This is a genomic window from Streptomyces sp. NPDC001406, assembly GCF_042895285.1.
GTDB lineage: Bacteria > Actinomycetota > Actinomycetes > Streptomycetales > Streptomycetaceae > Streptomyces.
On the sequence record NZ_JBIAWG010000010.1, the window covers coordinates 389,769 to 404,097 of the forward strand.

At 70.8% G+C, this 14,329-nt stretch carries 10 protein-coding genes; 3 read left to right on the forward strand and 7 right to left on the reverse strand.

The window, feature by feature from the left end; translation table 11 throughout:
- Nucleotides 1-20: 20 nt before the first annotated feature.
- A complete protein-coding gene (locus ACFY1J_RS25850) occupies nucleotides 21-1,499 on the reverse strand; it encodes an LCP family protein (RefSeq protein ID WP_390709968.1) in 1,479 nt (492 codons plus the stop codon).
- A 139-nt stretch (nucleotides 1,500-1,638) separates the two neighbouring features.
- Here ACFY1J_RS25850 and ACFY1J_RS25855 point away from each other — a divergent pair, with 139 nt between their 5' ends.
- Nucleotides 1,639-2,667: a glycosyltransferase family 2 protein gene (locus tag ACFY1J_RS25855; protein WP_390709969.1), complete on the forward strand. Its 1,029-nt coding sequence runs from the start codon at nucleotides 1,639-1,641 to the stop codon at nucleotides 2,665-2,667.
- Nucleotides 2,668-2,697: 30 nt separating this feature from the next.
- Here the strand turns inward: ACFY1J_RS25855 and ACFY1J_RS25860 are convergent, their stop codons facing one another.
- The 5 genes from ACFY1J_RS25860 to ACFY1J_RS25880 all read right to left on the reverse strand — a co-directional run bounded on the left by ACFY1J_RS25860 (nucleotide 2,698) and on the right by ACFY1J_RS25880 (nucleotide 10,306).
- On the reverse strand, nucleotides 2,698-4,317 hold the full coding sequence (locus tag ACFY1J_RS25860) for an LCP family protein (protein ID WP_390732012.1): 1,620 nt from the start codon (nucleotides 4,315-4,317) through the stop codon (nucleotides 2,698-2,700).
- Nucleotides 4,318-4,482: 165 nt separating this feature from the next.
- On the reverse strand, nucleotides 4,483-6,075 hold the full coding sequence (locus tag ACFY1J_RS25865; RefSeq protein WP_390732013.1) for an LCP family protein: 1,593 nt from the start codon (nucleotides 6,073-6,075) through the stop codon (nucleotides 4,483-4,485).
- A gap of 128 nt (nucleotides 6,076-6,203) precedes the next feature.
- Nucleotides 6,204-7,943, reverse strand: coding sequence for an LCP family protein (locus ACFY1J_RS25870; protein WP_390709972.1), 1,740 nt, complete (start codon nucleotides 7,941-7,943; stop codon nucleotides 6,204-6,206).
- A 232-nt stretch (nucleotides 7,944-8,175) separates the two neighbouring features.
- On the reverse strand, nucleotides 8,176-9,387 hold the full coding sequence (locus ACFY1J_RS25875) for an LCP family protein (RefSeq protein WP_390732014.1): 1,212 nt from the start codon (nucleotides 9,385-9,387) through the stop codon (nucleotides 8,176-8,178).
- Between the two features lie 163 nt (nucleotides 9,388-9,550).
- A complete protein-coding gene (locus tag ACFY1J_RS25880) occupies nucleotides 9,551-10,306 on the reverse strand; it encodes a TIGR03089 family protein (RefSeq protein WP_390709974.1) in 756 nt (251 codons plus the stop codon).
- 129 nt (nucleotides 10,307-10,435) lie between these two features.
- Between ACFY1J_RS25880 and ACFY1J_RS25885 the strand changes: the two genes are divergently transcribed.
- Together ACFY1J_RS25885 and ACFY1J_RS25890 are read left to right on the forward strand one after the other, a co-directional pair.
- Nucleotides 10,436-11,860, forward strand: coding sequence for a peptidoglycan recognition protein (locus tag ACFY1J_RS25885; RefSeq protein ID WP_390732015.1), 1,425 nt, complete (start codon nucleotides 10,436-10,438; stop codon nucleotides 11,858-11,860).
- Between the two features lie 161 nt (nucleotides 11,861-12,021).
- Nucleotides 12,022-13,104 carry a sugar phosphate nucleotidyltransferase gene (locus ACFY1J_RS25890; RefSeq protein ID WP_390709976.1) on the forward strand — a complete coding sequence of 361 codons (1,083 nt, stop codon included), beginning with the start codon at nucleotides 12,022-12,024 and terminating at the stop codon, nucleotides 13,102-13,104.
- A gap of 167 nt (nucleotides 13,105-13,271) precedes the next feature.
- Here the strand turns inward: ACFY1J_RS25890 and ACFY1J_RS25895 are convergent, their stop codons facing one another.
- A complete protein-coding gene (locus ACFY1J_RS25895; RefSeq protein WP_390732016.1) occupies nucleotides 13,272-14,282 on the reverse strand; it encodes a DNA-3-methyladenine glycosylase family protein in 1,011 nt (336 codons plus the stop codon).
- Between the last annotated feature and the right edge of the window lie 47 nt (nucleotides 14,283-14,329).

Sequence of the window (14,329 nt, forward strand, 5' to 3'; positions counted from 1 at the left end):
CGCGCCGTCGCGGGTCGCCGCTACGCCCCGCACACCACCTCGTCCCCCCGCACCGCCTGGGACTCCGCCTCGGGCGGGTCCTCCGGCTTCACCTTGCGCACGTCCTTGAAGTCGGACCCGGCGATCACCTTCAGGAGCGGCCCCCGCCCGGGTTCCGCCCGCAGCTCGCTGCCCGGGAGCGCCGCAGCCAGGGATCTGGCCGAGCGGTCCCAGCGGGGGTCGTAGACGATCACCGTCCGTCGTACGGAGTGTTCCTTCGAGGTCGCGGGCTGGTGGGTGGTGGCGAAGCCGGTCGCGGCCAGGGCCGCGTCGACGCGCTTGGCCAGCCCCGCGGTGCCGGTGCCGTTCTCCACCTGCACACGGATCTGCTGCGGGGCCACGTCCACCGTCTCGGCCCGCAGACGCGGCGGACGGTTCACGGCCAGCGGCTTGTCGTCGCGCAGGGACCGGAACAACTGGTCCGCCTTGGGCCGGTCCCACTTCAGGGTCGAGCCGATGCCCGGCACGACATATCCCAGCCGGCCGATCGGGACCGTCATGAACTCGGAGGACGACGGGGAGAAGTTCCGCATCGCCCGGCCCAGGTCCAGCAGCTCGTCGGTGCCGAAGCCCTGGTCCGCCCGCACCGACCCCAGCACGGCCCGTGTCACATCACGGAACTTCAGCGGGTTCAGCAGCACCCCGGACGAGGTCGCCCGCTCGATCAGCGCCGCCAGGAACCGCTGCTGGCGCTTCATCCGGCCCAGGTCGCTCGCCCCGTCGATGTGCCGCGAGCGGACGTACTGCAGGGCCTGTCCGCCCATCAGGGTGTGGGTCCCGGCCGCGAGGTCGAGGCCGGTGTAGGAGTCCTTGAGCGGCTTCGTCGTACAGATCCTGACCCCGCCGAGCACGTCCACGGTCTTCATGAAGGTGGTGAAGTCGACCTCCAGATAGTGGTCGATCTTCACACGGGTCATGCTCTCGACCGTGCGCACGGTCAGCTGCGGCCCGCCCTCCGCGTACGCCGCGTTGATCCTGATCGGGTGCGGGCCGTGGCGGGCGCCGGTGGTCTCGTCGACGTGCTCGGGCAGCTCGGCGTACGAGTCGCGCGGCAGGCTCACCACGCTGGCCCGCTCCCGGTCCTCCGAGATGTGCACGATCATGATGGTGTCGGTGCAGTGGCACGGCGCCCCGCCGAGCCGGTACTTCCGCCGCTCCTGCTCCGTGACCCTGTCGCGGCCGTCCGTGCCCACCAGCAGCACGTTCATGCCGTGACCCGCCTGCGGGCGGTTCTTCATGTCCCTGAACGGGTCGACCCGGGCGATGTCCGCGTCGAGGCTGGTGACCACCGCGTGCCCGATCCCGGCGGACGCGAGCACCACCACGGACAGGGTCGTCACCGCCCGCATGGCCCAGCGCGGCCGCCTGCGCCGTACGGGCCGCACCGGCGCACGCGTGGGCCGGTGCGGTTGTGGACGGCGCTGCGGCCGTGCCGGGGAGCGTGGCGGCGTGGCGGGCATGGGGAAACCTCCGCTCGGGCCGTGGCCCCGGGGCCGTACGTGGGATCCTGAGCACCGTAGGCCCATACGATCTCCGGCCCGAGGCAGTGGACCGGTGGCGCGCAACGGTGTCCCCCGTTCGCGGTAACGTGAGCCCCCTATGAACGCCAAGCCCGACGTGCGGCTCCCCGCCGTTTCTGTGATCATGCCCGTCCTCGACGAGGAGCGGCATCTGCGCGGGGCCGTCCAAGCGATCCTCGCGCAGGAGTACGCCGGCGAGATGGAGGTCGTGATCGCCCTCGGTCCGTCCACGGACCGCACGGACGAGATCGCCGCCGAGCTCGTTCGCGAAGACCCGCGCGTGCACACCGTTCCGAACCCGACAGGCCGCACGCCCGCCGCCCTCAACGCCGCGATCAAGGCCTCCGGCCACCCGATCGTGGTACGCGTCGACGGCCACGGCATGCTCTCGCCGAACTACATCGAGACCGCCGTACGGCTCCTGGAGGAGACCGGCGCGCAGAACGTCGGCGGCATCATGCACGCCGAGGGCGAGAACGACTGGGAGCACGCGGTCGCGGCCGCGATGACCTCGAAGATCGGCGTCGGCAACGCGGCCTTCCACACCGGCGGGGAGGCGGGCCCGGCCGAGACCGTCTACCTCGGCGTCTTCCGGCGCGAGGCCCTCGAGCGGCAGGGCGGCTACAACGAGGAGTTCATCCGCGCCCAGGACTGGGAGCTGAACTTCCGCATCCGCGAGGCCGGCGGGCTGATCTGGTTCTCGCCGGAGCTGAGGGTGTCGTACCGGCCGCGGCCCAGCGTGAGGGCGCTCGCCAAGCAGTACAAGGACTACGGCCGCTGGCGGCATGTCGTCGCCCGCTACCACGAGGGCTCCATCAACCTGCGCTACCTCGCCCCGCCGACCGCCGTGTGCGCGATCGCGGCGGGCATCGTGGTCGGCGCGGCACTGACCCCGCTGGGCTTCGTGATCCCCGGCGGCTATCTCGCGGCGATCGTCGCGGGGTCGCTCCCGGCGGGCAAGGGGCTGCCGCTGAAGGCCCGGCTGCAGATCCCCGTGGCCCTCGCCACCATGCACATGTCGTGGGGCTGGGGCTTTTTGACCAGCCCGAAGGCGCTGGCGAAGCGGGTCATCGCGTCCCGCCGTCCGGCGGTGCTCGCCGCCGACTGAGCACCGCCGCACCCGCTCCGGCCCGGACTACTACCAGGTGTAGTCCGGGTCGACGTGCATACAGGCCTTGGTGTCCGCGCCGTTGAGGGCGCCGGCCGACTCCGGCGTCTCGTCGTCGTCCTCCGCGGCGGTGTACTCGGTGCCCGAGCGCCAGTCCGCGCCCACCACCAGCGTGACCCCGGACACGTCCGTCGACTTCTTCACCTGACGGGCCGGGACACCGAGTGCCTTGGCGACCCGCTGGGCGTCGCCCTCCAGGTCGGCGCTCGGGTAGCGGACGACCGTCTCGTCCTCGCCGAGCAGCGTGGACGTGTCCGCGACCGCCTGGTCGAAGCCCTTGCCGACGAGCAGCCGGGCGATCGTGGCCGCCCGGCCGGTGACCGCGGCCTCGGTGCCGCTCCGCGTGGCGTTCTGCACCTGCACGGCGATCCTGTCGTCCGCCGCGGCGGGGTCGGTGGACGTCTTGGTCTTCGTGGTCTTCTTCTTGTCCTTGCCGTCCAGCGCGATGTCCTCGCGGACCAGCCGGAACAGCTTCGCCGCATCAGCGGGTTCGGGCAGCACCCGGTTGCCGTCCGAGGAGTACACCCACGGCATCGTCGTCATGGTGATGCGCCGGGTGGGGACCTTCTTCAGCTCCTTGCTCAGGTCGTAGAGCTGCGTCACGGTCCCGAGGCCGGTGTCCACCGTCAGCGCCTCGGTGGCCGTCTCGGCCAGGTCGCGCAGCTTGCCGGGGTTGCCGAGCGTGGCGTTGGCGCGCAGCTGGCGGACCATCGAGTTCATGTACATGTGCTGGGCCTTGGTCCGGGCGATGTCGCTGCCGTCCTCGAAGCCGTACCGCGTGCGCAGCCACTGCAGGGCCTGCTTGCCCTTGATGGAGGTGGTGCCCTTCTTCAGCTTCAGGCCCGAGCCGTGGCCGGAGGCGGTGTGCGAGTAGATGTCGGCGTCCACGCACACCGGGACACCGCCGATCGCGTCCGCCATGGACACCACGCCCGAGAAGTCGACCATCATGAAGTGGTCGATGTGGATGTCGGTCAGCTTCTCCCAGGTCGCCACCGTGCAGCCGGGGCCGCCGCGGCCCAGGGAGTCGTTCGTCATGGCCAGTGAGGTGCTCGCCGCGTACACCTTGCCGGTGTCGGGGTCCGTGCACTTGGGGATCTGCAGCAGTGTGTCGCGCGGCATGCTGATCACCGACATGTTGGTGCGGTCGGCCGAGACATGGACCAGCATCTGGACGTCGGCGCGCGGCGCCGTGTTGAAGGTGTCCTTGGCGCCGCCGAGTTTCTGGTTCTCCGCGGTGTTCCGCGCGTCGGAGCCTATGAGCAGGATGTTCAGCGGCTTCTGGCCCGCCGCGTTCGCCTTGGACTCGGCCGCACGGTCCTTGGCGTCGCCGATGTTGAGCGCGTCCTTCTTCAGGTTGGCGTTGAGGTGCCGGTAGTAGAGGTATCCGGCGCCTGCCGTGCCGAGTGTCGCCACCGCCAGGACCACCGCCGTCCAGCGCAGCACACGCCGTCTGCGCGGCCTGCGGGCACCGTTGCCGCCCGGCACGTCCTGGCCCTGCGGTGCGCGGACCATCGCGTCGTCGACCGCGTCGGCCGCGTCGAGCCCTTCGAGCGGGGGCACCTCCCCGCGCACACTGCTCCGCACCACTGCGTGCCCTCCCACCCGCTCCTGCCACCGGCGCCGGGCCTCAGCACCCGGGCACGCCGCATTGTTCTGCAGACATGTATGAGCCACCTGTGCGTACGAAGACCGCGGTGCCGGCGCACCGCGACAGGGGCGGGCGCCGGCACCGGGCGAGCTACGCGGACGGCACTACCACTGGTAGACCTTGTAGACGTCCATGCACTGCTTGGTGTCCGAGCCGTTGATGGCGTCGGAGTTGCTGGGCAGGTCGCCGGCCTTCGGCGGGGACTGCTTCGGGTACGTCGAGCCCGTGCGCCAGTCGGCGCCGACGACGACGGTGACACCCGACACGGCGGTCGACTTCTTCACCGCGGTCAGCGGAATCCCCAGCGACTTGGCGACGGCCTGGGCGTCACCCTCCAGATCCGCGCTCGGGTACTGCACGACTGTCTTGTCCGCGGACAGCGTCACCGTCGTGTCCGCCGCGGCCCTGGTGAAGCCCTTGCCCGCGAGCACCTGGGCGATCGCGCTCGCCCGCTGGCCGACCGGCAGTTCGGTGGCGGTGCGGGTGGCGTTCTGCACCTGCACGCCGAGCCGGCCCGGGTCGACCGAGGGAGTCTTGGTGGGCGTGCTCGTGCCGGTCTTCTTCTTCGCGCCGGACGCCTTGCCGTTCTTGTCGAGCGGCACGTCGTCACGGAGCATCTGCCACACCTTCTCGGCGTTGGTGGGGTCCGGCACGACGTGGTCGGCGTTCTGCGGATCCGCGACGTTCGGCATCGTCACCGAGGTGATGCGGTCCGTCGGCACCGACTTGAGTTCCATGCCCAGGTCGTACAGCTTCTTGACCGTGCCGATCTCCTCGGAGACCTGGAGGGACTTCGTGGCCGCCTCGGCCAGGTCCGTCAGCCGCCCGGTGTCGGTGAAGACGTTCTGGTGCTTCAGCGTGCGGATCATCGAGTTCAGGTACATGTGCTGGGCCCGCGCGCGCATCAGGTCACTGCCCCAGGCGTGCCGGGTGCGCAGCCACTGCAGGGCCTGCTTGCCCTCGACCTTGTGCGAGCCCGCCGTCAGCTTCAGGCCGGAGCCTCCCGGCACCGAGGCCGTCGGGTGGTCCCACACGTTCTGCTTCACACAGACGTCGACGCCGCCGATGGCGTCGGCCATCCGCACCACACCCGCGAAGTCGATCGTCATCCAGTGGTCGATGTAGACCCCGGTGAGGTTCTCCCAGGTGGCCAGCGTGCAGCCGGCGCCGCCACGGGCGAGCGACTCGTTGATGATGCCGTTGGTCGCCGGGTACGTCTTGCCGGTGCCGGGGTCCGTGCACTTGGGGATGTCGACCCGGGTGTCCCGCGGAATGCTCACCATCGCGGCGCTCTTGCGGTCCGCGGACAGGTGGATGAGCATCTGCACGTCGCCGAGCGGCGGATTGCCGCGGTTGTCCTTGCTGCCGCCGAGCTTCACGTTCTCGTCGGAGTTACGGCTGTCGGAGCCGATCAGCAGGATGTTCAGCGGCGTCTGGCCGGCCGCGTTGGGCTCGGTCCTCCTCGCCTTGGAGTCGCCGCTGCTGCGCTGGCCCTTGCGGATGTTGTCGTTGAGGTGCTGGTAGTACAGGTATCCGGCGCCGGCCGTGCCGAGTATCACCACCGAGAGCACCGTGGCCGACCAGCGCAGCACACGCCGTCTGCGCCGCGGCGGGCCGCCGTCCGGACCGCCTCTGCGCCGCCCTCCGCCGTGCCGTCCGCCACCGTCCGCGCTCGGCTCCCTCGGTGTGAGCGACATGGTGTCCTCCACCGCAGGAACCTCCCCCCGCACACTGCTCTGCGCCAACTGCCTGCCCTCCCCACCCTGCGCCTGACAACGGGTCCCTCCCGCGTCGGGTTAGACGCACGAGGGACCCGTTGGGTTACCTACTTGGCGCATGTCACCTTGTCTGCCGTGGACTTATCAACATCCGGCGCCTTTGTCGGAGTGGTGAGGGACACACCCGCACCCTTGAAGTCCTTGCCCAGGGTCAGCGTCATCGCGGGCAGTCCCTGGGAGTTGGTCACGCTCTTGCCGGGCTTCATCGCGGATCCGGAAAGACCCATGATGGCGGCCAGCCTGCGCGCCTGGGCCGCCTGGTCGGGAGCGTACTCGAGTGTGGTCTTGCTCAGCTCCGCCGGAGCGTTGCCCGCGTTCTCCGACTTGAGCACGCCCTCGTCGTTCTGCAGCCACTGCAGGGTCTCCTGCGCGCTGCCGGCCGCCGCCCCGCCGTTGAGGATGCGCACCCGCACCTCGGAGGCGTCGGCCTTGGTGCCCTTGAGCCGGGCGGCCTGGGCGTCCTTGGCGGCCTTCTGCTTCTTCTTCACGTCACTGAAGGAGACATCGCCCTTGATCGCCTGGAAGACCGCGGGGGCCTTCGCGTCGTTGAGGACGACGGTCGCCTTGACCTTCTCGGCCGGGTTGTCCACGACCGGCACCGTCGTGAAGGTCAGGTTCTTCGGGTTGAGCTTGCCCAGCTCCAGACCGAGGTCCTTCAGCTTGCCGATGGTGTCCAGCTGGGAGTCGACGGTCAGTGCCTTGGTGCCGGTCTCCGCGAGCTTCAGCATCTTCGTCGGGCTGCTGAGCGTCGAGTTGGAGCTGAGCTTGCGCATCAGCGCGCTCAGGAACTGCTGCTGCAGCCCGATCCGGCTCAGGTCACCGCCGAAGCCGACGGCGTGCCGGGTCCGTACGAAGGCCAGTGCCTGCTCACCGGAGATGTTGTGGGTGCCCTTCGACAGCTTCAGGTGCGAGTCCGGGTCGTCGATGTTCTTGCCCAGGCAGACCTCGACGCCGCCGACCGCCTCGGTCAGCGTCTTGACCGCGTTGAAGTCGGCGACCATGAAGTTGTCCGGCTTGATCCCGGTCAGCTCCGTCACGGTGCGCACGGTGCAGCTGGGCGTCCGTCCGTCCTGCCCGAGGCTGGTGTTGAAGCGGACGTTGTCGGTGCCCGGGATGACCTTCTCGGAGCCGTCGGGCTGCTTCGTCGGGCAGTCCGGGATGTTCACGATCAGGTCGCGCGGGATGCTCAGCGCGGTGGCGTTCGACCGGTCCTTGGACAGGTGCAGCAGGATGTTGGTGTCGGCGTGGCCGACGCTGCCGGCGTCGCCGTAGCCCTCGTTGCCCTTGCCGGTGCGCTTGTCGGTGCCGATCAGCAGGATGTTGATCGCCTTGTCCTTGCTGAAGCCACCGGTGCTCGCGCCGTCGTCGGAGACGGACGTGATGTTGTCGTTGAGGTGCTGGATGTAGAGGTAGGCGGCGGCCGATACGGCGACCAGGACGAAGGCCATCACCCCGCCGGTCCACAGCAGTATCTTCTTCGCCTTCGACTTCGTCTTCACCGGCCGCCTGGTGCGGCGCCCCGGCGGCGGCTCGGGCTCGCCCCGGCGCCTGCGCTGCGCCGGAACCTCCCGGCTCGGTGTCTCGGACTCCTCGCGCCTCGGCGCGGGCTTCCGCCCGCGCGCCCCGCCGGCCGAACCGCCGCCACTGCGTGGTCTACGGGGGCCAGGGACCGCCGACTGCGGAGCGGAAGGAGTCAGTCGCAGTTCGTATTCACCGGTGCTCGGATTGAGTACCCACTGGTCTGCGGGATCGATGTTGTCCGCCCGCCCACGGCCTTGCGCGTCCACGGTTGTCCGAATCCTCCGTTGGGGCCACGCGGCGCCTTCCCCCCTCAAGGCGCTCGGGTCTCGGTCAATCAGTGCACGACCCCAGGTCGGAGCTCGCGGCGTGGTGCACCGGATCGCTCACACTATCCGCCCAGTTCAGCGTTGGGTGACGCCGGTGACAAATTCCACGTCCCTACAAGCGGGCAATCCGCCTCATTCTTCGGAACAAAAGTTCGTCGTCTTGGAGCACGTTTTACCCGCAGGTGTTCTCGGCGGCCGTGGTCCCGTGGAATGTGGGTTCGGCGGAGGGGTCGCTCTTCTCGTTGCCGCCCCTGCCCGAATTGCCACTCTTCGTTGCTGATTTCGAGGAAACGGTCACCGGCCTGTCGGTGCGCAGTCGCGAGAAGAGCCGCTCGGCCGCGGGCTCCACCAGTTGGTCGCGATTGGCGTCGTGGGCGTACGACTCCCGTGGGACGGTCAGGAACTGCACATGTTCGGTGGGGATGTCCCGCAGCCCGCGCACCAATTGGTACAAACCGCGCAAGCTGGCCAGCTCCGGGTCGGTGGTGAGCGACGAGGTCGCCGCGTCCAGCACGGGGTAGAGCTTCACGGGATTCAGCAGTACGTCATTGCTCCGCACCTTGTTGACCAGCGCCCCGAGGAAGCCTTGCTGCCGGTCCATGCGGTCGGTGTCGCTTCCGTCGCCGAGCGACTTGCGGGCCCGCACATAGCCGAGCGCCTGCTCGCCGTCGAGCGTGACCCTTCCCGCGGGCAGCTTCAGCTTGGCGGCCTTGTCGTCGATGGGCCCCTTCAGGCACACCTGCACGCCGTCGACGGCGTCGACCATCTCCTTGAACCCGCTGAAGTCGACGACGACATGATGGTCGATCCGGATGTCCGTCAGGTTCTCCACGGTACGGATGCTGCACGCGGAACCGCCCACCGCGAAGGCGTAGTTGAACATCGCCCAGGTCGGCTCGCTGCGGCTGCCGTCCGCCCGCCGGCAGCTCGGCACGCGCACCATCAGATCGCGGGGGAGGGACACCGCGGTGGCGCTCTTCCGGTCGGCCGCCAGGTGCAGCAGGATCGCGGTGTCGGACCGCTCCGTCCCCTGATCCCGCCCGTACTTGCCGTTGCCCGCGCCCGAGCGGGTGTCGGACCCGATCAGCAGGATGTTCTGCGCGCCGCGCACCAGCGGGGTGGGCCGCTCCCGCTCATAGCGGGCCAGCTCGGCCGCGGCCGCCTCGTCGGCCGTGATGTTGCCGCTGAGCTTCGCGTACACGGCCCATCCGGCCCCGCCCGCCGCGAGCACCAGGAAGGCCCCTCCCAGGGCGGCACCCTGTGTCCAGCGCCGACGGCGCCGCCGTATCAGCCCGTCACCGGTGGCTGAGGCACCCGCACCGGGACCGAGGGTGCCCGAGGAAGGAGTACCTGCAGTGTCGGTCACGGGCGGGCCACCCCTCATGGCGTACGAGCGTGTCGTCCTGCTCCTACGACGATGACCCGGGGTGGGGCGCCGAGGCGGCCGGTACTACGCCATACGGGTGACTGCGATTCCCTCAGGGGCGCGGGGAACTGCGCGACCGGCCACGACGGACCGGTAGCCGTCACACGACCTCTGCACCCCGTCAGTGACGCGACGCAGTCACCCGCTCGCTCTCGATCCGCTTGGCCAGCGCATCCTCGTCCAGCCGGCCCAGATGCCGGCACAGCACCACGGACCCGCCGACGGCCAACGGCGCGTACAGCCCCGCGCTCAGCCCCTCCCACGTGTCGTACGACAGCCCCGAGAGCAGCCTGGATCCCGGCCCGGTCAGGTCCAGCGACGGCGCGTCCGTCCGGGCCCGGTCCACGACCTCGGCCCCCGTGTACTCCGCCCCGGCCACGATCAGCGCCGGCTCCTCGGGATCCACCGGCGCGAACGGAGCGAACCGGTCCCCCTGGCTCGGCGCCTCGACGGCGTAGTCCATGAAGCCCTCCGGCGGCTGCGGGAAGCGCCCGCCCAGCGGCCGCAGCGCGAGGGCGACCCGCTCCCCGCGGCAGGCGCGTGCCGCCTCCAGCGAGTCCGGGCCGCTCACGACGACATCGGCCGCCGCCGGGTCACCGGCCACGTCCGCGATCGCGCCCACCGACGAACACGCCAGCAGCCACACCGCCGTCTGCCAGTGCGCGGGCAGCAGCAGCGCGACCCGGTCGCCGGGCCCTGCGGCGAGATCGCCCTGGAGCAGATTCGCCGTCTTGGCCACCCAATTGGCGAAGGTGGCCACGGACAGTTCGACGCGTTCGCCCGTGGCGTCGTCGTAGAAGGTCACCAGGGGGCGTCCGGGATCCGCGGCGAGCGCGGAACGCAGCAGGTCGGCAGGGGTGCGATCGGTGGCGTTCACCCGCGCAAGCGTACGCGGCGCGGGGGCCGCTCACCGGGCGGCGGGGCCACCGGTTCGGAGGAACGGAACCCGACGACCCGTCAATTTCCAAATGGACAGGATTATATGGATATATCCAGGATGAGGGGCATGCATGGATTCCTCGCCTCCTCGCTCGGTGTCTCCTCGGCCGGTGTCACCTGCGCGGCCGCCCTCACCCTCCCGCCGACCCTGCCCGCGGCTGCCGCCGCACCCATGAGACTCCCGGCGCCGGCCGTCGCCGGCGCCACCCAGTCGCTCCCGCTCGTCCCCCTCACCCGCGACCGCGTCCACGGAGTGGCCCCCGAACAGGGCCTGCACCGCCGGAATGTGCGTCACTTCTCCCTGGTCGGTGTCATCTGGGACAACCCTGACACCGAACTCCGCGGCGGGGTCCAGGTCCGCACCCGCGACGCGGCGGGCGGCGCCTGGTCGGGCTGGCAGGACGTCGAGACGCACAACGAGGACGGTGCCGACCCGGGCACGGCGGAGCGCACCTTGGGCCGGGTGCGCGGCGCGACGGCACCGCTGTGGGTCGGCGACTCTGACGGCGTGGAGGTGCGCGTGCGCGCGGCCGCCGAAGACGCGGCGGGCCCCGGCCGCGACGGCGGCGCCGCCGGCCGGCCCCTTCTCCCCTCGGGGCTGCGTCTGGAACTCGTCGACCCCGGCGTCGACCCCGCCACGGAGCCGGCGCCCGTGGGCCGCCCCGCCGCCGGGCCCCGCGCCGACTCCCCGGGGAACGACGTCCCCCCGGGCGAGGTCGCCCGCACCGACAGCCTGGGTGACATCGCCGCCTCCGCCGTCAACACCGACCTGGCGCTGACCCGCCTGGGAGCCGCCGAGATCCCCGCGCTGAACCGCCGGGACACCGAGATCGAACTGCTGGCCCTGCGGTCGGGCGAACTGACCCAGGCCCAGAGCGCGAAGCCGTACATCGGACCGCGCCCCCGGATCGTGACACGGCACGGCTGGGGCGCGGACGAGAGCCTGCGCGAACGGGGCTTCGTCTACACGAAGAAGATCAAGGCCGCCTTCGTGCACCACAGCGCGGGGGGCAACAAGTACACCTGCGCACAGGCCCCGTCCGTCATTCGCAGTATCTACCGCTATCACGTCAAGAGCATGAGATGGCGGGACATCGGCTACAACTTCCTCGTCGACAAGTGCGGAAACATCTACGAGGGCCGGGCCGGGGGTGCCGCCAAGGCGGTCATGGGCGCACACACCCGCGGTTTCAACTCGAACACCATGGGCATCGCGGTCCTCGGCAGTTACGGCACGACCAAGCCGGCCTCCGCGGCGGTGAAGGCCATCGCCAAACTCACCGCGTGGAAGCTCGGGCTCTACGGGATCAATCCGCGCGGAAAGACATATCTGACGTCGGGTGGTGGCAATCTCTACCCAAAGGGGAAGAACGTACGACTGAACGTGATCTCCGGCCATCGGGACGGGTTCGCCACGCAGTGCCCAGGAAAGAAGCTCTACTCCAAGCTCGGCACCGCCCGTTCCGACGCGGCGCGCTACCAGGGGCGCTGAGGCCGGGGCGCGCGTGCATCGCCGTCGGGGACAGTCGGGGGAAACCGCATGCCGATGTCGCGGGACACCGCGTGGCCATCGAGGGCGCCGTCGCACGGTCTGCATACACTGGCCGGCCGAAACACACTTCGGCCGGTCCCGGCAGGAAGCAGAGACGACAGGTGACAGAAGCGATCCTCCTGGTCGGCGGCAAAGGCACCCGGCTCCGTCCGCTCACGGTGCACACGCCCAAGCCCATGGTCCCGGCAGCCGGAGTCCCGTTCCTCACACACCAGTTGGCCCGCGCGAGAGCGGCGGGCGTCGAGCACATCGTGCTGGCGACGAGCTATCTGGCCGAGGTGTTCGAGCCGTACTTCGGTGACGGCGCCGCGCTCGGCCTGCACATCGAGTACGTCACCGAGGAGGAGCCCCTCGGCACGGGCGGCGCCATCCGCAACGCGGCCGCGCACCTCCACTCGGGCCCCGACGACTCGGTACTGGTGTTCAACGGCGACATCCTGACGGGCCTGGACATCAGGGCGCTGGTGCGCACGCACGAGTCGACGGGCGCGGACGTGTCCCTGCACCTGACGAAGGTGACCGACCCCCGCGCCTACGGCCTGGTCCCCACGGACGAGACGGGCAGGGTGCTCGCCTTCCTGGAGAAGCCGCAGACACCGGAGGAGATCGTCACCGACCAGATCAACGCGGGGGCGTACGCCTTCCGCCGCTCGGTCATCGACACGATCCCGGCGGGCCGCCCGGTGTCGGTGGAACGGGAGACGTTCCCGGGCCTCCTCTCCGCCGGAGCCCACCTCCAGGGCCTGGTCGACTCCACCTACTGGCTCGACCTGGGCACCCCCGCCGCCTTCGTCCGCGGCTCGGCGGACCTGGTCCTCGGCCGGGCGCCGTCCCCCGCGGTCCCGGGCCGCTGCGGCGACCGGCTGATCCTGCCGACGGCACGGGTGGCGCCGGACGCGAAGCTGACCGGCGGCACGGTGGTGGGCGAGGGCGCGTTCGTCGCGGAGGGGGCGCGGGTCTTCGGCAGCACGATCCTCCCCGGCGCCGTCATCGAACCCGGCGCCGTCATCACCGACTCCCTCATCGGCACCCGCGCCCGTGTCGGCGAACGCTCGGTCCTCACCGGCACGGTCATCGGAGACGGCGCGATCGTGGGCCCGGACAACGAACTCCGCGAGGGAGTACGGGTGTGGTGCGACGCCCAAATCCCAGCACGGGCGCTCCGCTTCTCGTCGGACCAATAGGCGGCGCAGCTGCCGGCAGTCGTGCCGCTGGGGCGGCACGGGCGGGCGATGGGGGTCCCCTGCTCGAACGAAGTTGAGAGCTTGGGGGAGGCACCCCGCAGCGCCGGGCCGCGCGACCCACCCCCGCCCAGCACCAGCACCGGGCGCCCACCCAGCCGACGCCCACCTCACAACCGACCGATGTCCCCCCGAGGCATCTTCGGAGCCCTCCGCGCCGGCGTCTTCCCGCTCAACAAGATCAACCGAGCCGCCCGATGCCGCTGCCCGGCATACGGCTCCAACAACTCCAGCATCACGGAGTCGTCCGCATACCGGTCCCCGGCCAGCGCCCACCCCACGATCCCCGGCAGATGAAGATCCCCGACGGTCACCGCATCCGGCGCCCCATGACTGCGCTGCACGGTCTCCGCCGACGTCCAGGGCCCGACCCCCGGCACAACCTCCAACCGCGCCTGCGCGGCCGCCGGCTCCATCCCGACCGCCTCCTCCAGCCGCGCAGCGACCCGCACGGCCCGCAGAATCGTCGACGCCCGCTTGTTGTCGACCCCGGCCCGATGCCACTCCCAGGACGGAATCAGCGCCCACGTCCGAGGCTCGGGCATCACCCACAGCCGTGAACCCGCCGCGGGCCCCGGCGCCGGCTCCCCGAACTTCCGCACCAGCAGCCGCCACGCCCGGTACGCCTCGTCGGTCGTGACCTTCTGCTCCAGAATCGACGGAATCAGCGACTCCAGCACCAGCCCGGTCCGCGTCAGCCTGAGCCCGGGCCGCCGGTGCCGGGCAAGCGCCACCAGACGGTGCCGCGGCGCGAAGGCGTCGGGGTCGTCGGCGGCGCCCAGCAACTCGGGCAACCGTTCCAGCAGCCACTCGGCTCCCGGTCCCCATGCCTCCCCGCGCACCTCACCGCCGTACACCGCGACCCGCAGCGTCCCCGGCCCGAGGGGTGTCCGGCTGGCCCGCCACACGGACCCGTCCGGCATGGCCCGGAACGTCGGGTCGGCCGGTCCGCGCCGCAGCGGCCCGAGCACCAGCCCGAGATCGAGCGTCCCCTCCGGCACCCAGCTGCGCACCCGCCCGGCCCCGCCGGTCTGCCGCGGCACCCCCGTCCCGACGGGCACGGCGACATGCCCACCGCGCACGGTCGTACGCGTGGGCCGCGGAGCGAAACGTCCTGCCACGAGTGATCCCCTGGGATGCCGGAGCTGTCCTACGAGACTAGGCGGTC